The sequence below is a fragment of the Flavobacterium quisquiliarum genome (assembly GCF_019308285.1).
Classification (GTDB): Bacteria; Bacteroidota; Bacteroidia; order Flavobacteriales; family Flavobacteriaceae; genus Flavobacterium; species Flavobacterium quisquiliarum.
Genome location: NZ_WWEM01000035.1, coordinates 126,581 through 145,619, shown reverse-complemented (window position 1 = coordinate 145,619; position 19,039 = coordinate 126,581). Strand labels below are relative to the sequence as shown.

The 19,039-nt window shown below is 32.0% G+C and carries 17 protein-coding genes; 6 read left to right on the top strand and 11 right to left on the bottom strand.

The genetic code is table 11. The annotated features are described in order from the left end of the window. Positions 1–5 precede the first annotated feature (5 nt). Complete coding sequence (locus GSY47_RS17950; protein WP_179002624.1) at positions 6–2,669, top strand: peptidase associated/transthyretin-like domain-containing protein; 2,664 nt, start codon at positions 6–8, stop codon at positions 2,667–2,669. Positions 2,670–2,768: 99 nt separating this feature from the next. Here the strand turns inward: GSY47_RS17950 and GSY47_RS17945 are convergent, their stop codons facing one another. Both GSY47_RS17945 and GSY47_RS17940 read right to left on the bottom strand, forming a co-directional pair. Next, positions 2,769–3,827, bottom strand: coding sequence for a phytase (locus GSY47_RS17945; RefSeq protein ID WP_179002623.1), 1,059 nt, complete (start codon positions 3,825–3,827; stop codon positions 2,769–2,771). Between the two features lie 76 nt (positions 3,828–3,903). Further along, a complete protein-coding gene (locus tag GSY47_RS17940) occupies positions 3,904–6,714 on the bottom strand; it encodes a TonB-dependent receptor (protein WP_219071497.1) in 2,811 nt (936 codons plus the stop codon). A 265-nt stretch (positions 6,715–6,979) separates the two neighbouring features. Here GSY47_RS17940 and GSY47_RS17935 point away from each other — a divergent pair, with 265 nt between their 5' ends. Beyond that, positions 6,980–8,080: a DUF4407 domain-containing protein gene (locus tag GSY47_RS17935; protein ID WP_179002621.1), complete on the top strand. Its 1,101-nt coding sequence runs from the start codon at positions 6,980–6,982 to the stop codon at positions 8,078–8,080. A 138-nt stretch (positions 8,081–8,218) separates the two neighbouring features. Here GSY47_RS17935 and GSY47_RS17930 read toward each other — a convergent pair whose 3' ends face one another. The 8 genes from GSY47_RS17930 to GSY47_RS17895 form a co-directional block, all read right to left on the bottom strand. Further along, complete coding sequence (locus GSY47_RS17930) at positions 8,219–8,935, bottom strand: PH domain-containing protein (protein WP_179002620.1); 717 nt, start codon at positions 8,933–8,935, stop codon at positions 8,219–8,221. Positions 8,936–9,045: 110 nt separating this feature from the next. Continuing rightward, the gene (locus GSY47_RS17925) at positions 9,046–9,414 is read right to left on the bottom strand and encodes an MmcQ/YjbR family DNA-binding protein (protein WP_179002619.1); all 369 of its coding nucleotides are present in this window, start codon (positions 9,412–9,414) and stop codon (positions 9,046–9,048) included. Positions 9,415–9,420: 6 nt separating this feature from the next. Beyond that, a complete protein-coding gene (locus tag GSY47_RS17920) occupies positions 9,421–9,771 on the bottom strand; it encodes a DUF4260 domain-containing protein (protein ID WP_179002618.1) in 351 nt (116 codons plus the stop codon). Then, entirely contained in the window at positions 9,768–10,169 is a 402-nt protein-coding gene (locus GSY47_RS17915; protein WP_179002617.1) for a GNAT family N-acetyltransferase, read from the bottom strand. The genes GSY47_RS17920 and GSY47_RS17915 overlap by 4 nt, the downstream gene beginning before the upstream one ends. 165 nt (positions 10,170–10,334) lie before the next feature. Then, a complete protein-coding gene (locus GSY47_RS17910; RefSeq protein ID WP_179002616.1) occupies positions 10,335–11,087 on the bottom strand; it encodes a cyclase family protein in 753 nt (250 codons plus the stop codon). An 87-nt stretch (positions 11,088–11,174) separates the two neighbouring features. Further along, on the bottom strand, positions 11,175–12,311 hold the full coding sequence (gene hemW, locus GSY47_RS17905) for a radical SAM family heme chaperone HemW (protein ID WP_179002615.1): 1,137 nt from the start codon (positions 12,309–12,311) through the stop codon (positions 11,175–11,177). Between the two features lie 59 nt (positions 12,312–12,370). Then, positions 12,371–12,925 carry a crossover junction endodeoxyribonuclease RuvC gene (gene ruvC / locus GSY47_RS17900; RefSeq protein WP_179002614.1) on the bottom strand — a complete coding sequence of 185 codons (555 nt, stop codon included), beginning with the start codon at positions 12,923–12,925 and terminating at the stop codon, positions 12,371–12,373. A gap of 5 nt (positions 12,926–12,930) precedes the next feature. Next, entirely contained in the window at positions 12,931–14,598 is a 1,668-nt protein-coding gene (locus tag GSY47_RS17895) for a WG repeat-containing protein (protein WP_179002613.1), read from the bottom strand. A gap of 237 nt (positions 14,599–14,835) precedes the next feature. Between GSY47_RS17895 and GSY47_RS17890 the strand changes: the two genes are divergently transcribed. Then, positions 14,836–15,780 (top strand): lysylphosphatidylglycerol synthase transmembrane domain-containing protein, encoded by a 945-nt coding sequence (locus GSY47_RS17890; RefSeq protein WP_179002612.1) that lies wholly within the window; start codon positions 14,836–14,838, stop codon positions 15,778–15,780. Next, positions 15,777–16,880 carry a glycosyltransferase family 2 protein gene (locus GSY47_RS17885; RefSeq protein WP_179002611.1) on the top strand — a complete coding sequence of 368 codons (1,104 nt, stop codon included), beginning with the start codon at positions 15,777–15,779 and terminating at the stop codon, positions 16,878–16,880. Before GSY47_RS17890 ends, GSY47_RS17885 begins: the two co-directional genes overlap by 4 nt. Positions 16,881–16,988: 108 nt before the next feature. On the opposite strand, the gene GSY47_RS17880 is transcribed toward GSY47_RS17885, so the two are convergent. Next, complete coding sequence (locus tag GSY47_RS17880) at positions 16,989–17,474, bottom strand: hypothetical protein (protein WP_179002629.1); 486 nt, start codon at positions 17,472–17,474, stop codon at positions 16,989–16,991. A gap of 155 nt (positions 17,475–17,629) precedes the next feature. Between GSY47_RS17880 and GSY47_RS17875 the strand changes: the two genes are divergently transcribed. Together GSY47_RS17875 and GSY47_RS17870 are read left to right on the top strand one after the other, a co-directional pair. Beyond that, positions 17,630–18,130, top strand: a complete 501-nt coding sequence (locus GSY47_RS17875; RefSeq protein WP_179002610.1) for a DUF456 domain-containing protein — start codon at positions 17,630–17,632, stop codon at positions 18,128–18,130. 290 nt (positions 18,131–18,420) lie between these two features. Next, entirely contained in the window at positions 18,421–19,023 is a 603-nt protein-coding gene (locus GSY47_RS17870) for a DUF937 domain-containing protein (protein ID WP_179002609.1), read from the top strand. Positions 19,024–19,039 lie beyond the last annotated feature (16 nt).

Here is a 19,039-nt window from a genome sequence, read left to right as displayed (position 1 = left end):
ATATAATGCTTAAAAAAATCATATTCTTTTTCTTTTTTACAGTAACCTCCTTTTCACAAACATATCGTGTGAACGGTATAGTTTCATCCAATTTAAATATTAGTTTAAAATCTGCTAATGTAATTGCTAAACCTTTAAAAGAAAAAACAAATGTAAAATTTTCTATCACCGATAATAAAGGACGTTATCAATTAGAGTTAGAAAACGGTACAGATTATGAAATCAATGTTTCTTATATTGGTTTTATTGATGAGTTATATATAGCCCGATCAGAAACGGGAAACCAATCTCATAACTTTATTCTTAAACCAAGCGGGGAAAATCTAAGAGAAATTGTTATAAAACATGAATACAAAGCCATTGAAATCAAAAAAGACACTTTAATATTCAATGTAAAAAGTTTTGCAAACGGAAATGAGCGTAAAATGAAGGAGGTTCTTGAAAAACTTCCAGGAGTTGAAGTTGATAAAAACGGAACTGTAACTGTTCAAGGAAAAAAAGTTACTCAAATGCTTGTTGAAGGGAAATCATTTTTTGGAGGAGGTTCTAAGCTGGCTGTTGAGAACATTCCGGCAGATGCGCTTGATAAAATTGAAGTAATTGACAATTTTAATGAAGTAGGTTTCATGAAAAAAGTTTCCGATAGTGAAGATTTGGCAATGAATGTAAAACTCAAAGAAGATAAAAAGAAATTTGTCTTTGGAGATATTTATACAGGACTTGGTATAGGAATTGATAAATCGTACTTGCTTCATTCAGGATTATTTTATTATGCACCAAAAATGAACGTAAGTTTTATTGGAGATGTAAATAATATAGGAAAAAGTACTTTTACTTATTCTGATTTTAGGAGATTTACAAACGGTTCAAGTAATTATATATCGAAACGAAAAACCTCTAATGCTTTGTCTGCACTTACTAAAGACAATGTTGATTTCCTTGAAAACAAATCACAATTTGAAGCTTTGAATCTTAGTTATAATTTTTCTTCAAAATTCAATATTTCAGCTTTTACAGTATTTTCAAAAATACTGAATAAAGCGAAGAATGTCACACAAAATGAATACTTACAAAATTTATATGAGACAATTGAAAATAAAATAGAAACTGGTGCCAACTCAACAGATCTCAACATTACAAACTTTAAAATTGACTATGCTCCTGATAAGAATCAGAAGTGGTTGTATAATGCACAATTTCAAGCTGCCACTAATGATGTAGACAATCTTATAAATTCAATTACAAGTACAAATTCGAATATCTTTAAAACTATTAACGATGCTGATAATGTCTCTTTTAGGCAATATCTGGAGTGGCATAAAAGTCATAGTCTGACCCATACTACAACATTTGTATTTAATCAGTCCTATGAAGATAGTAAACCAAAGAATACATGGTTAACCAATAAGCCTTTTTTAAGCGGACTTATTCCTCTTCAAGAAGATAACCAGTATGAAGTAGAGCAATTAAAAAAACTTAAGACAAATACTATTGATGCTGTTTTTAAACATTATTGGATAATTAATAGCCACAACCATTTATACACCAATATTGGGAGCACATTTGAAAACTCAAATTTTGAAACTTCTGAGAAGCAATTTTTAAGTGATAATACAATTAATGATTTTTCTGAGGCAGGTTTTGGAAATAAGACAATATACCATTTTAGTGATATTTATCTTGGTTTAGAGTATAAATTTAAAATTGGAAAATGGACAAACAAAGCGGTTTTATATTATCATTTGTATGAGTTGAAAACACAGCAAATTGACAATGATTATATATTTTCGAAATGTTTACTGCAACCACAGTGGAATAGTGAATTTGAGTTCAATCAATCTGAAAAAGTAACATTTAGTTACAAACTAGAAACAAGTTTTCCAGAAGCTAATCTTGTATCAAATAGATATACTTTACAAAAATATAATCTTGTGTATAAAGGCAATTCATTACTTGAAAATAGTAGATATCATTCGGCGAGCTTAATATATGCCAAAATGAATATACATAAGGGAATTTTTTGGAACGGATTTTTAAATTATACAAAGAAGACAGAAACAATTAGAAATCAAATAGAAGTGGAAGGAATTAATCAATATTTGACTCCTGTTTTAACAAACAACCCCGAAAGCAGTATGCTTTTTAATGGTACATTTACTAAAAAAATATATCAATTTGATTTAAAAATTAATACAAATCTAAATTGGATGAGCTATTATCAAATGCTCAATAATGAATTGAAATTAAACAGCAGAAATAATCAAAATATAGGTTTAACATTAAAGACAACACATAAAAAATGGCCTAATTTAAGTCTTGGTTATGAAAAAGGATTTAGTCATTTTGGCGGTTTGACAAAATCAAATTATAAATCAGATGCCATCAATAGTGATTTTGAATTTACATTTATGAATTTTTGGACTTATAGATTAAATTATCAAAATCTTAGAAATTCTAATTCTAACAATCAAATAAATCACTTTGAATTGACAAATACATCATTGCTTTATCAAAAAAAAAATAGTCCATTTGGATTTGAAATGATTTGTAATAATTTATTGAATGCTAAAAGAAAGAATAGTTATATGTTTTCTGATTATATGATTAGTCAGCAATCAACATATATTTTACCAAGAGTTTTAATGTTCTCAATTAGTTATAAACTATAAAAAGCTGTTCGTCAAGAACAGCTTTTTTTGTTTTGGTTCTCAGCCGCAGAAAAAAAAATAAATTGAACACTGAAAACTGCGACTGAAAAACCTGAAAGTTTATTTTTTTGCTTCGTCGATGCGTTTTTGGATCAAATCCCAAGTGTAATAATGGAAAGTCATTCCGTTGCTCATGGCTACAAAAAGTCCGTTTTTGAATTTTGGCCCTAAGTTTACGCTTGTAGCATCGGCACCATCGCACTCGATTGTTGAAGTTGGAACTTCAGCTAACAACGGATGATTGTTTGGGTTTCCGTTTGCGCCTTCTCTAGGATAAACCATAAACGAATTTGCCTGCTGGTTAGACACCAAAATATATCCTGTAGAATCTGTTTTTTTGTAAATCGCAATTCCTTCGTGATCTGCTTTGAAATCTTTTTGACCGAAGAAAGCCAATTCTTTATTATCATTTAAAGCTGGATCTGCTTTGTATTTTCTAATTCCAACTTGTTCGTCGCAGTAGTAAATAAAACCTAATTCGTTATCCACGGCAATCGCTTCAATTTCTTTCTTTCCGCTGTAAGTTCCGAATTTACGAACTACTTTTGCTGCAGCAAATTTTCCGTTTCCAGAAAGCTCATACTGCCATAAATAAGTTCCAGAAGGACCTGTTTTTCTTCCTACAATAGCAAAAATCTTTTGATCGCTTGGACGTGTGTACAAAGAAATTCCCATTGGATCACGCTGTGCTTCTCCTTCAAAAACTTCGATTCCGCCGTTATCAATTGGTTCTAAATCTGGTAAACTGAAAATTCTGATTTTGTTGCTTTCACGTTCTGTAGTAACTGCAACGTCTACTTTTTTTCCGTCAATGATCAATCCGTAAGCGATATCCACATTGTTTGGACGTTTTAATGGGATTGATTTTTTAAGGATTTTTCCATTCAAATCAAAAGCGTACAAACCTCCGTCTGTGTCTTTATCTGTTCCTACAATAATACTTTTTGAAGCATCTGTTGGATTGATCCAAATAGAAGGATCATCTGTATCGTGAGGTAAAGCTTCTGTAACTACAGTAGGTTTTACGGCATTTGGTTGCACTGGCGCTAATTTATCGTCTTTACAAGCTGTGAATGAAATGCTTAAAAGTAAAAGAGCAACTAAAGATTTATTTTTCATTTTGTGTGATATATTTTAATGCAATTAGACAGAGCGCTAAACTCTGTCTAATTTAAGAATTTTTAAAAATTACAGATTACAAGTCTAGTTTCAATCCGAAGTTGTAACGAGGCTGGTAGTATTCCGCTTGTTTTGTATGTGCAGCAACTCCTTGGTAGTAACGTAACGGCTGGTTTGTTAAGTTATTAGCTTCAGCAAAAAAGCGAAGTTTTGGAGTAATTTTATAAGAAGCATTAGCATCTAAGAAAAACTGCTTGTCATAATAACTGTCTTTGTAAGACTCAGAACCTAATTCATCTAAATAATCAGATGTAAAGTTTGTTGAGATTCTTGCAGAGAAACGTTTGTTTTCCCAAGATAAAGATCCGTTAAACATGTGAGGTGTTGTTCCTGGAAGACTGATTTCGTTTCTTTCGTTTCCATCTTCGTCAGCAATTCCTCTAGCTTTAGACTGTGTATAAGTATAGTTCAAATAGATACCGAATCCTTTTAAGAATTTACCAGGAAGGAAATCTAACTGACGCTGGAAAGCAACTTCAAATCCGTAAACATCCACTTTGTCTCCGTTTTTTGATTGTAAAAATGACCAATTTTCTCCCGCTGGAATTGGGTTTGACTGATTAGGGAAATCTGCAGCAAATTTCGCATCAGTATATTGATTGTCGCTGTAGTTGTAAATGAAATCATTTAATCTTTTGTAGAAAACACCTCCAGAAATCAAACCAACTGATTTGAAATAGTTCTCTGCCATGAAATCATAGTTGTATGAATAGGTTGCGTCAAGATCTGGATTACCAGCTGTAATTTCTTTATCAGCAGCAATGTTATTTACATAAGGAGCCAATGCATAGTAGTTTGGTCTTGCTAAAGCCGTTGTAGCTGCAGCTCTTAAAACTAAATCTTTTGTTGCGTTGTATTGGAATGAAATACTTGGCAATACATTTGTGTATGAGTTGGTATTGTTGATTTTACTTTCTAATTCTTCTTCATCTAATACACGGTTTCCTGTGTAATCAATATGAGTATTTTCAACACGAACTCCCATTACCATAGAAAGTTTATCATTAAAATCTTGATCCCATCTTACGTAAGCAGCAGTAATTCTTTCTTTAGCGTTATAGTTTACCGCTAAATATTCAGCTGGATCAGTTTCTTTTTCAAATAAAGTAGAATTGTTTAAATCTAAACTTCCTAAATAGTTTGCAGAAGCAAAAGTTCCTGGCACATATTTACTTCCTGGATTAAAATCTTTTCCATCATAATAACTTGTTGGAACTTGTGATAATAATTCCATATCATCATTTAATGGAGTATAAGAATAGAACATATTGTTTCTTTCTTTCTCTTTTAAACGAAGTCTAAGACCAGTTCTCAATCTTCCTTTTTCTCCTGAAATTACAGAGAATGGAAAACGGATGTTTATTTTAGCTCCAAATTCACTTTCGCTAGTTTCGTCTGTGTTTTCAGTAACCGAATCAAATGCAAATTCGTCTGTAGATTCTCCCGCTGTAGAAACTAACGGAAATCTTGGATCTGTTAAGTTTTCGAATACATCAAGACCTTTCTGACGGTATTCGATATAACGCTCACCTGGACGGTATTCTCTAGCTTTTGCATAGTTAGCAGACCAGTCTAAATCTAATGTAGAATTGATTAAATGCTCTCCACGAAGTGAGTAGTTTTGAACTCTTTGATCTTCTAATCTTCTATTTTTGTTACGGCTGTTGTCTAAACCACCTTTTGTCTGACGTTTTACACGACCTTCGAAACCAGTGATTTCTTCACCATTATAAATTGGTTCAATATCATCGATAGTCGTTCTGAAACGATTTTCTCTGTCATCTCTCCAGTTGTAGATTGCATTAGCAAAAATGGTATTGTTTTCGTTGAATTTATAATCTAAAGCAATAGATCCGCTACGACGAATACGTTGTACATCATATTTTCTAATTTCTGAAGCTTGTAAATAATCATTTCCGAAATCATCTTTTACCCATTCGTTTTCGATGTTGTCAGAACCATAATCAACATTGTTGTAAGAACCGCTTACTACAACTCCTAATTTATTGTCGATAAAACGATTACCATAAACAAAACCAGCAGTGTAAGAAGCGTGGTCACGAATTGGTAAATAACCTCCTGCTAAAGTTGCAGAGATTCTTTCTCCGTTTGGAGTTGCTCTTGTAATTAAGTTTACAGAACCTCCAATTGCATCTGCATCCATATCAGAAGTAAGGGTTTTGTTTACTTCGATAGTCGAAATCATATCAGATGGGATTAAGTCCATTTGTACGTTTCTGTTGTCTCCTTCAGCAGATGGAATACGGTCACCATTTAAAGTAACAGAGTTTAAAGATGGAGCTAAACCTCTAATAATAATATTACGAGCTTCACCTTGGTCATTCTGCATTGTGATACCTGGAACACGTTTCAAAGCATCTCCTACGTTAGCATCTGGGAAACGTCCCATTTGATCAGAAGAAATTACGTTACCAATATTTTTGTTGTTTTTCTGCTGATTCAGTGCTTTTGCCTGACCTTTTAAAATGTCTCCGACAATAACTTCTTTCAATTCATTTTCAGAAGCTTTAAGAGCAAAATCAATTACATTGTTTTTTCCTTGCTCTACTTTTATTTCTTGAGATAAAGTAGTGTAACCAATATATTTAACTTCAACTTGATAAGTTCCTTCGTTAATATTTAATAATTCAAAACGACCGTTATAATCTGAAACGGTGTATTTTTTCTCGCCTACAATTTGAACCATGGCTCCAGGCAGAGGCAGTTTGTCATCGGCATCTAATATCTTTCCAGATATAATCGCTTTCTGAGCAAAACCTGTAAAGGCTAATAAAAAGAATGCTGTTAATAGATAAAATTTTTTCATTGTGTGTGTTTGGTTTTATTTTGGTTGCGAAGCTAGAACCCTATTATTACTAAACCCTTGAAAAAAAATTAACATAGTGTTATGATTAACCTCGTTGTGTTAAGATTTATTAATCTTTAAATAACATGAAAGCTCCAAATAATTGATTCCCAACGAAAAGAAAAATGATATTTTGATTGTAATTGAAAATTTGGCGTTAAATTTGCCGTATCACACGAGCCGTAAGGCGAACTGACGAAGTAATCACAATCAAAAATCATCAATCATGTTAAAACAATTTTTTATCCTATGTTCAGGAGCCGACCGTGATCTCTTGAAAGACTGCTCAGAAGGCGAACAAACCAAATATGTTGGTATTGGCGCTACAGTATTTTTTACAGCAGTTATGGCTTTCTTAGCCAGCGCTTATGCGCTTTTTACCGTTTTCGATTCTATTTATCCCGCTTTAATTTTTGGATTTGTATGGAGTTTGTTGATTTTCAATTTAGATCGATTCATCGTTTCTACTATCAAAAAAAGAGATCGTTTTCTAGACGAGTTTCTGCAGGCGACTCCACGTATTATATTGGCGGTTATTATTGCGATTGTTATTTCGAAACCTTTGGAAATTAAAATTTTCGAAAAAGAAATCAATACTGTTTTATTGAAAGAGAAAAATGAAATGGAATTGGCCAATAAAAAACAAATCGGGACTTATTTCAAAACAGATTTAGATAAAAATAAGGCCGAAATTACTACTCTAAAAGCTGACATTGTAAAGAAAGAAAAGGAAGTAAACGATTTGTATTCGGTTTATATCACCGAAGCCGAAGGAACTACCGGAACTAAGAAATTAGGAAAAGGGCCAGTTTATAAAGAAAAACGTGAAAAACACGATGCCGCTTTAAAAGAATTCGAAACGTTGAAAAAAACAAACGAAGCCAAAATTGCCGAAAAAGAAAAAGCAGGCGTACAGCTTCAAGCTGATCTAGATAAAAAAGTTTCGCAGACTCAGCCCATCATTGAAGGTTTCGACGGATTAATGGCACGTATTAATGCCTTGAACAAACTGCCTTGGCTTCCGTCATTTTTCATTATGCTGTTGTTTTTAGCAATAGAAACTTCGCCGATTATCGCTAAATTATTAGCTCCAAAAGGAGAATTCGATTTCAAGCAGGAAGAAGCCGAAACCGCAATGAAAGCGACTTTAGAACAAAATAAATACCAACGCGAATTATTAGTGAAAACCAGTGCAGAAATGCATGATAGAGTATACGCTGATATTGCAGAAGATAAAGGATTATTTGATTTACAGCGAAAAAATGCAAAAGAGTTATTGGAATTGCAATCACATAAATTTGTAGAAAAACAGAAAGCGACTTTGTAAATAAGTACAAAGTGCAAAGTTTTTAAGCACAAAGTTATAAATGGAAAGCCCGAAATAGATATTCTATTTCGGGCTTATTTTTATTTTAGACAAAGCTGATAAAACTTTGTACTCTGTACTTTGAACTTTGTACTAAGATTACATATAACTTAAAATCTCTTTTTTGTAAGCATCATATTCTCCCTGCATGATTAAACCATTATCAAGAAGTTTTTTGTAGTTCTGTAATTTGTCGAAAAGTTCTTCTTTAGTTAAATCACTCAATCTGCGTTCTCCGGCAGGTTGTGTCGGCTGTGTTGGAAGTGGCTCGTAAGTTTCTGTAACAACAGGAGCAGCAGGTAAGATTTCAGCAAAACTTGTTACTTCTTCTGTTTCTATTTCTTCAACTTCTTCAGCTTCTTCTTCCTCTTCGTATACTGGCTCAACAACTTCCTGAACAGGAGTTGCAGTATTAACAGGATTTTTTAATAAATCCAATTGTTCTTTAGCGTAAGTATAAATTTTTCTAGCTTGAATTTTCGGGATATAATCGATAGTAACCGCTAAATCTGTTTTGGTACCAAATGAAAATTCAGAACCCAAGATATTTTCTTTTACAAAAGTACTTGCTATATCGTCCCAAGCATAATCTGTAAAATCCATTGAAAGACCTAAGTTTTTAGGTTCACAGATAATGATACGTTTGTTTGTTACTACAATACTGTCAGGGAAAACAGTAATTGCAGGTTTTTTTTGTACTGCGATATAACCAATTTCTTCACCTTTCATCAATAAATCTGTAAGTTTAGAAGTGATTTTTTCAATCGCTTTTGGATCTTGTTCTTCGTTCAGAAATTTTTTAAATTGTTCTTTCATGATGCTATAAATTGCTAATTTGCAAACGGATTCGGGTTTTTAAGTTTTGATTTTACCATGCAAATGTAATGCCTAATTTTCTAATTGCTCTGCCAGTTCGGTAAAAAATTTTACCTCGAGTCAATAATTTCATTCTGAATTTTCTTTGTCAAACTTTTGAAAACCAAATCATACGAATGATCAATTAATTCCTTGACAAATTTTACCGGTAAATTTCCGTTTAAAGCAATTGTATTCCAATGCACTTTACTCATATGAAATCCAGGTTGAATTTCGTCATATTCTGCTCTGAGTTCCTGTGCACGATCAGGATCGCATTTTAAATTGACCGATTGCTCGCTCTTTTCCCATTGCGATAAAGAAGATAAAGCAAACATTTTACCTCCTACTTTAAAAACCAAAGTATCTTCATCAAAAGGAAAATGCTCGCTTGCTCCTTTTTTAGATAGACAATATTCGTAAAATGTTTCTAAATTCATAACTTTTTATTTTCCAATTTCACCTAAATGCGTGTATTTAAATCCTTTTTCATATTTCAATCCGTAACCGAAAATTCGATCCATTGCCGAATGCGAAAATAAAATAATTCCTGTTAATTGAATGCTTTCCATACTTAAATAACATCCGATGGCGTAAATTAAAAGTGCAATTCCTTTGTGATGAAAGAGATTATAAGCCAAAGCACCAATTTTATTTCCAAAAATATAGCCAATCATAGATAGATCTGGAGCCAATAGTAAAACCAGAAACCACCACCAATTATATTTTAATTGGTTGAAAAGAAATATTCCGAGAATAAATAAAGCCGCTTCTTCTAGTTTTAAGACTGTTTTCATTTGATTATTCTTTCCATCATCTTTTCAGGATGATTCAGTTTTGTGAATCCGAATTTCTCGTATAAAAAGTGAGCATCAGTTGTGGCCAATCGCCAAATTTTGACTTCTTGCAATTGCGGTTCTTTCATCATGGTGTCAATTAAAATAGAGGAATAGCCTTTTCCTCGATGTTTCTCATCAATAAAAACATCCATCAAATAAGCAAAAACGACATAATCGGTTATCACACGTGCGAAACCAATTTGTTTTTCATCCAAGTAAATTCCAAAACAAATTGAAGCATCAATGGTTGTTTGCACTTCTTCTATAGTTCGTCCCGCAGCCCAATAAATGTCTTTTAGGAAGTTTTGGATAAAGGGAACATCAAGTTTAGTTTTATCTGTTGAAATGGTTATCATTTGAGTTGTTTTTTGCCACAAATTTCACAAATTTTCGCAAATTATTTTTTAGAGATTAAAGTTTACAAATGACTAAATCTGTGATAATCATTTTATCCCGATAGCTATCGGGAGTGGCAAAATGAAAAAGAAATTTGTGAAAATTTGTGTAATTTTTGGTTGACTTTAAATCTTATATAGAATTGGTTTTGATGGACTTGCGTCATTTTCAAATGAAGCAATTTGAAGATTTAGGATATAATCGCCATCTTCAATATCGTCCGAGACATAAATCATTTCTGTAATTGTGGCATTTAGTCTTGCGTCAGAATTTACATTATGTGTGTCTTTTACATTCCAAAATGCTTTGTGAGCCAATAATTTTCCTTCGTCATGTTCTTTGTCAACGCTAGGAAGATCAATCAATAAATGCTGAATCTCGCTTTCGCGGATGAAAACCGCAGCATCTTCAGATAAATACGGAGGATTGGTATTCGAATATTTTCTTGATTTCTTTTCTTTTTGATTTGGAATTGTTCGGATTATTAAAGCCTCCGCTTTTGTATTTAATAAAGGCGAAATGTTTTCTTTTGTAATCACAAAATCATCTCCAATCTTTTCAGGTTCAATCGTAATCAATTTAGCAAAAAAGAAAAACTGTTTAAGGGATTGATTAATACTGTAAAAATCATTTGTAATATGTCCTAAACATTCCGTATGTGTTCCATGTCCATGCGGATTAAAGAAAATGTTATTGAAATTAGTGGATGATTTTCCTTCCGAAACTTTTCCAATCCAATCACCAAAAACTACTGGTTCAATTACTGGTTTTTCGATATACCAAGCAATTGGATTTTCATCAGTATTAGTTAATGGAATAGAGATATCAATGGGTTTTGATAAGTCGATTTGATATTTATTGTCTAAAAGTGCGAGCATAATGGGACACGGATTTTACTGATATTCTAACGCGGATTTTACGGATTTATCAGCGTTGCTTGCATCCGTTTTATCAGCGTCCAATTTTTAGTCTTCCAAATTTAAATAAAACAGATCACTTGCAATTCCATCCGTTAAAAATTTTCCTTTTGGAGTTGGTTTTAGGATGTTATTTTCGATGGAAAGTAAATCATCGCTTAAGAATTTTTGAGATTGTTTTTTCAGATAATCCAAATATTCCGAACCAAATTCCTTTTCAATTCTTTCCAAAGAAACACCCCAAATGGTTCGTAATCCTGTCATAATATATTCATTATAACGATCTGAAGTTGTTAGAGTTTCGGTTTCTATTGGAAGTTCATCGTTTTGAATTGCTTTTAGATACAATGCATTATTGGCAATATTCCAGCCTCTTTTTAGGCCGTCATAACTATGCGCCGAAGGCCCGATTCCGATATATTTTTTACCCAACCAATATGCCGAATTGTTTTTGGAGAAATAATTCTCTTTCCCAAAATTGGATAATTCGTAATGAATAAAACCATTTTGCTGTAACATTTCGACCAAAATCATGAAGTGATTCGAAGCTACTTCATCTTGTGGTTCAGCAATTTTTCCGGTTTGAATTAATTTACTCAAAGCTGTTTTCGGTTCAACCGTCAAAGCATAACTTGAAATATGTGGAATCCCAAAATCCAAAGCCGTTTGAATATTTTTTCGCCACATCTCGTCACTCAATCCAGGAATTCCGTAAATCAAATCCAATGAAATATTATCGAAGTATTTTGTTGCTTCTTCCAAGCATTTTTTGGCTTCCGCCGAATTATGAGCGCGATTCATCATCTTCAAATCCTCTTCATAAAAAGACTGAATTCCGATGCTTAAACGATTTATAGGGCTTTTTGATAATTCCAGAATTCGCTCCGTAGATAAATCATCTGGATTGGCTTCAAGAGTAATTTCAGGATTTGCTGCAACTTTATAATTTTTATAAACTTCAGAAATTAGAAAGTTGATTTCGTTATTTGATAAAACAGAAGGAGTTCCACCACCAAAATAGATGGTTTCTACAATCTCATTTTCAAATTCATTTTTGCGTACAGCAATTTCTTTGGCTAAAGCCAAAACCATTTCGTCTTTCTTCTTCATCGAAGTCGAAAAATGAAAGTCGCAATAATGGCAAGCTTGTTTGCAGAATGGTATGTGAATGTAAATGCCGCTCATTTTTTTAGTTTTAGTTCTCAGTCTCAGTCTCAGCTGTAAATTGCGACTGCGACTGAGAACTATTTCTTAATACGATCCTCGTTTTGTTTCACAAAAGCATCCCAACCAGAATAACTCTTTCCAGCGATAACTTTTCCTGAATTAAAATGGTGACAAACTGCTGCTGCCAAACCATCTGTTGAATCGAGGTTTTTAGGTAATTCTTTTAAACCTAAAAGTTGTTGCAACATTTTGGCAACTTGTTCTTTGCTGGCATTTCCGTTTCCGGTAATCGCCATTTTTATTTTTTTTGGTTCATATTCTGTAATCGGAATACCTCTTGAGAGTCCCGCTGCCATTGCAACGCCTTGCGCACGACCAAGCTTTAACATCGATTGTACGTTTTTTCCAAAGAAAGGCGCTTCAATCGCAATTTCATCAGGACAATGCGTTTCGATTAATTCGATAGTTCGTTCAAAAATGATTTTTAATTTTTGGTAATGATTATCGTATTTGGAAAGCTGTAATTCATTTAATTGCAGAAATTCCATTTTTTTATTGGTCACTTTGATCAATCCAAACCCCATGATTGTGGTTCCTGGGTCAATACCTAATATGATGCGTTCTTTTGTCAATTTTCTTAATTATAGTATGAGAATTTATCTTTTACTTCTTGTGCTGAAATATTTGATTTAATGATCTCATTTTTATTGTTTACGATTGAATATTTTCCGTTTTTTAGTACATAAAACTCAGCTTCCTTATTATCCCCAAAAAATCCAAATTCAATATAAATTTTTTCATAAAAAAAAGGAATTACTTGTTCATTCTGAATGGTTATCACTCCATATTTTTCATCTTTAGATAGAATAATCATTTTGTCATTGTGATAAAAAAGATGATCATATATTGGTGCAATAACCGTTTTCCCTTCTTTAGTAATTAAGCCTTTTTTGTTATCTTTCGTCACAAAATGATAATTTTTGCCTGGCCCATATTCAACCCAATTTGACATTTCGCTATATTCAAATGGAATGATAATTCTTCCTGCTCGGTCTATAACGCCATATTTATCATTTTGTTTGACAATAAATCTATTTTTGGTATCATAGAAGCAAGGAGCTATTTCCTGATAATCAAAATTAAAAATGGGTTTTAGGTTCTTGTCTATTATGCCAGATTTGTTGTTTGTTTTTATTATATAATAATCTAAATCTTCTCTATCAATGGCATAAATTGCTTCGTTATCAATTGGATAAGTTACTTTGTTGTTAGAATCAATCAGTCCGAACTTTCCTTTATATTTTACAATTGCATTATAGTTGCTTCCAAAATCCTGAAATTCATCATATACAATAGGAATTAGCAATTTTCCTTTTGTGTCGATTGCACCATATTTTCCATTCAAATCCTTGACATGGTAAATAGCCTCAATTTTATTGTTTATACGACAATGATCAAATGAAAAGTCTTTAATCTTATTATAGATTTCTTTTCCATTTTTATCAAATAAAACTAAATAAGTACTTTTTTTAGCTGCAAAGATTTCAGATTCATGATAAGATTCTTCCGGGTGTTCTAAAGTATCATATTCGGTTTTAACAATTTCTTTTCCAAATTCATCAATGATTCCATATTTACTGTTTATAGAAACAATCGCAATTCTATTTCGATTGAATACTTCCCCAGTGTCATATTTGCCAAATGGAATTATCTCTTTTAAATTTTTATTTAAATAAGAAATTTGATTGTTTTTTCGCACCAAAATCAAACCATTTTTCCAGAATGTATCTTTATAATTGAAACTTGTCACAGTAATTTCATCATAGATAAAATCTGTTTTTTGTTTTCCGAAAGAATCAAAAAAAGCCCATTTTCCTTGTTTTTCCAGGGTAACCAAACTGTCAAGAATAACGTGAGTTGCATTTTGATATATAATTGGAATTATTTCTTTTCCTTTTTTATCGATAAAACCATAAAGACTGTTTTTCTTTACTAAAGCCAATCCGTTTTTTCGGAAAAAAGTTTCATTGTCATATTGAAAAGGAATTACAACAGATCCTTTTCTATTGAGAAATCCAAATTTGTTGTTCTTTTTTGCACAAGCTAATTCTTCAGAAAAAACAGTTAAATCGTCATATTCAAAAGGAACAATTATATTTTCAAGAATATCAATGTAGCCGTATTTAGTTCCTTTCTTGGCATAAATCATTCCTTTCTCATCCATTGGATTTAGGAATTTATATTTTCCTAATGGAATAACAGCATTTCCTTTTTCATCATTATAACCCCAAGAACCTTTGCCCATAATTCTAACATACAGTTTTGCGGAGTTTTGATCAACTCTTTTGCATGATAAAATTAACAGCAATGAAAAAAATAGTATGATGCGTTCTTTTGTCAATTTTTAAGTTATTACGCCAAGTTACACTAAGATTACACCGAGATTCACAAAGTTTTTTGAATTTCTCTGTGTGTCTTTGCGTTTGCTTTGAGAATCTTTGTGGAATAGCATTATTACAATACTTTATGTTACTTTTGCGGCATGATTTCAATTCCTCACAAAGCTAAGCAATTCCTAGTTCTTCTGGCTAAACTTTTGATCGTTGGCGGTGCTTTTTATTTTATTTACAATCAGCTGGCTAACAACGATAAGTTAGACTGGCAGAAGTTCATTGTTTTATTTCGTAAAAACCAATCGGTTTTAGGGGTTTCGTTTATATTACTTTTAAGTGTTTTGAACCGCTATTTCGAGATATTGAAGTGGCAGAATCTCGCTCAGGTCATTCATAAAATATCGGTTTACGAAGCCACAAAACAGGTTTTGGCCGCATTGACAGCTGGAATTTTTACACCAAATGGAGTAGGTGAGTACGCTGGAAAAGCATTGTATTACCCAAAATCGGAAGCGAAAAGAGTAGTTTTCCTGAACTTAATCTGCAACGGAATCCAGATGATTTTAACTGTCATTTTTGGAATATTTGGTTTGATGTATTTCAATGCACAATACAATGTCATTACGACCAAAACAGTAGCCATCTTGTTTGGCGGATTTGTATTGCTTTTGATTGTTTTGTTCTCTTTAAAGAAAATCAAAATCAAAGGATATTCGATTGAAAAACTAATTCATAAAATCAATGAAATTCCGAAAACGGTTCATCGAAAAAATATTGTTTTAGGAATTTTACGGTATTTGGTTTTTTCGCATCAGTATTACTTTTTGTTTCTGGCTTTTGATGTCGATTTACCTTATTCCATTCTAATTGCAACTGTAACATCGGTTTATTTTCTGGCTTCGTCATTGCCAACATTTCAATTTTTAGACTTTGCCGTAAAAGGAAGTGTAGCTATGTATTTCTTCGGAATTCTGGGTGTTAATGAATGGATAGTAGTTTTTATAAGTACTTTAATGTGGTTTTTGAATGTGGTGCTGCCAGTAGTCTTAGGAAGTTATTTTGTGCTGAATTTTAAAACTAAAACAGCAGCATGATTTTTGTTTTATCTGGAATATTGATCCTTTATGTAATTAGTATTAGTTTACTGATTTATGGTTTTTTCAAAATCAAAAAATATCAAAAAACAGATTTAAAACCGAAAACGAGTTTTACGATTATAGTTCCGTTTCGGAATGAAAAAGAAAATCTTCCCAATCTTTTAAATAGTATTTCGAAACTCAATTATCCCACAGATTTATTTGAAGTGATTTTAGTTGATGATTCTTCAAAGAAAGAGTTTCAAGTTTCAAGTTTTAAGTTTCAAGTTTCGATAATTGAGAACGTTCGGGTTTCAAAATCTCCTAAAAAAGATGCGATTACAACAGCAATGCAGCAAGTAAAAACCGATTGGGTAATTACAACAGATGCCGATTGCATTGTTCCTCAAAACTGGCTTTTAACTTACGATAATTACATGCGGCAGAATAAAGCTTCGATGCTTGCTGGAGCAGTTTCATACCAATGCAAGAATTTATTTTTAGATCATTTCCAGCAATTGGATTTAACAAGTCTGCAAGGCGCCACAATTGGAAGTTTTGGAATTAAAAAAGGTTTTATGTGCAATGGAGCTAATTTTGCCTACACAAAATCATTGTTCGAAGATCTAAACGGTTTTGAAGGAAACAATAAAATTGCCAGCGGCGACGACGTTTTTTTACTGCAAAAAGCAATTGAGAAATTTCCAAATGAAGTTCATTATTTAAAAGCGAAGGAAGCCATTGTTGTCACAAAACCAACCGAAAACTGGAAGGCGCTTTTTTATCAAAGAGTTCGTTGGGCGGCTAAAACCAGTTCGTATAAAAGTCCTTTTGGAAAGTTTTTAGGCTTAATTGTTTTCTTTGGAAATCTAACTTTAGTGATTAGTTTTTTCTTATTTCTCTTCGGAATTCTGAACTATCCAATTTTGGTATTATTTGCCTTTTTTAAGTTTATAACCGACTTTGTTTTATTAGCATTAACCAATCAATTTTTAACTGAAACTCGAATAAAAAGTCTGTTATTAAGCAGTTTACTTTACCCATTTTTTAGTTCAATTGTAGCTTTGTATAGTTTGTTTGGTTCTTATGAATGGAAAGACCGACGCTTTTTAAAATAAATTAAACCATATAAGTTATAGAAGAGATTTAAGTTAAGTAATCTCCCTTGTGGTGACATGCGTTCATTCAAATTTTAAATGACCTTACATCTCTTTATGGTGTAAAAATTATTTCTCGTCTTTTGCTTTTAAAATAACTGGAAGAATAAATTGAGTTTTTACAGGAATACCGCGTTTTATGGCTGGGTTTATTTTTGGAAAATTAATCAAACGAGCGTGTAAAATACTGTCAATTTTAATGGTGTCATAAGCCACAGAATCTTTTGGAAACTGAGGTTCAAATTTAATTGTAGCGTTTGGAAAAACGGTTACTTTTACCTCAATAGTATCTAATTCTGGATATAAAATAGATAAAGTGTCAACATTTAATTTTTCTTCAATAAGGTTTGACATTACCTCAAAAAAACACTGCTGGCGAAGTTTTTTATCGGTAATTTTTTCGCAGTTAGGAACAGACGGATATTCATCAACTTCTTTCCAGTTGATTGATTTTAATTCTTTTTGAAGCAACTCTTTTTCAGACGGAACCTGCTTCTCAAAATATTGACAAGAATTAAAAAGAATACAAATAAAAATAGGGAAAAACTGCCTCAAAGTTTTAATATTGAATGAAACAACAAAAATACGATTATTTTTTTTGAGAAGCTTTCTATAACTAAGAATCTTCATATTTTTAAAGTTACGGATTTTAGGTTTGTAGAGCAAAAAATAAAATAGTAATTTGTAAGAACAAATTTGTCGAAAATAATATGGATTTACTTTTAGTACTGTTGGGTTTTATATGTGTCATTGTGGGAGTTTTTGGAAGTTTTCTTCCCGTATTACCAGGTTTATCAAGTTGTTGGGTTGGTTTATTGCTTTTGTATCTCACCAAAGCAGTTGAAAATAATTATTGGATTTTAGGAATCACTTTCGTTCTAATGGTAATTATCACCATTTTAGACTATATAATTCCTGCAAAAGGAACTAAAAAATTTGGAGGAAGCTCTTATGGAGTCTGGGGAACCAACATTGGTTTAATCATCGGAATTCTAGCTCCAATTCCGTTTGGAGTTATAATAGGACCATTTTTGGGAGCATTAATAGGCGAGCTATTATATGATTCTCAAAATCATAAACGCGCTCTAAAAGCAGCAACTGGATCTGTTCTCGGGTTTTTAGCATCAAGTTTTGTCAATTTTCTTTTTTCGATAATTTACCTTGGTATTTTTCTTACCATTCTATGGCAAAATTGGACATTAATTTTCTAATATAGTTAATTTGACTTTAAGTTTTTTCTTATATTTTTTAATTTTTTTAAAAAACTCTTAAAATTTTAAAAATAATTTTCTATCTTTTACGTTACGTCAAGCTTTATATTTACTGATGTCTTTAATTTTGTAAGCTAAATACTTGAAAATAGACCATCTAAAAAATTAACTTATTTTTTGGAAATGTTAATATATTTTATATTTTTATCCCAATAAACGATAAAAAGCCTCACTTTGTCGGTTATTTTGAATAAGTTTAAATAATTGTTTCCCCTAAATAAGTTAAACGTATGACCCCAAACCTACAAATTGAACTTAGACGTTTTATTTCATCTAATGTTGTCTCCAAGTTAAATAAGTTTTATTTTGAAAATGATGCTCTTTTAATAAAGGGAATTGATGTCTCAATCGGTACAATTCTAATGGGACTTTACAACAAAGCCGAAGAAGCTGATTTCTATACCGAAATAGTCTCGATGATGAAAGAAGATTCGACTTTTTACCAGGAAATCGATTTTAATGCAGGCAGAATCTTATCAGTTGATGACTGCTACCGTTTAGAAGGAAACACTTATCTAAAAGAACTGTTCACAAATAAAAAAGGAAGAATTTCAGAAATGGTTTCAAATGAAGTTGGAATCAAAAGCGAAACAGCCAGAGAAATACTTAACTTTTCAGCACTTCTAGTAATGTCTTACTTAAGAAATAATCTTCAATTATTAGAAAGTCTAAAATTACTTCTTGAAGATCAAAAAAGAGATATCTTAAACAGTATTCCGCCCGGAATCAAAATTATCCTTGGTTTCTCATGTCACGAAACAGTCGAAGAAAAAAGCCAGTCTATGGGAAGATCAATTTTTACACTTTTCGGACACAATTTCTTTAGTTTCTAAAATAAAAAAATCCCAT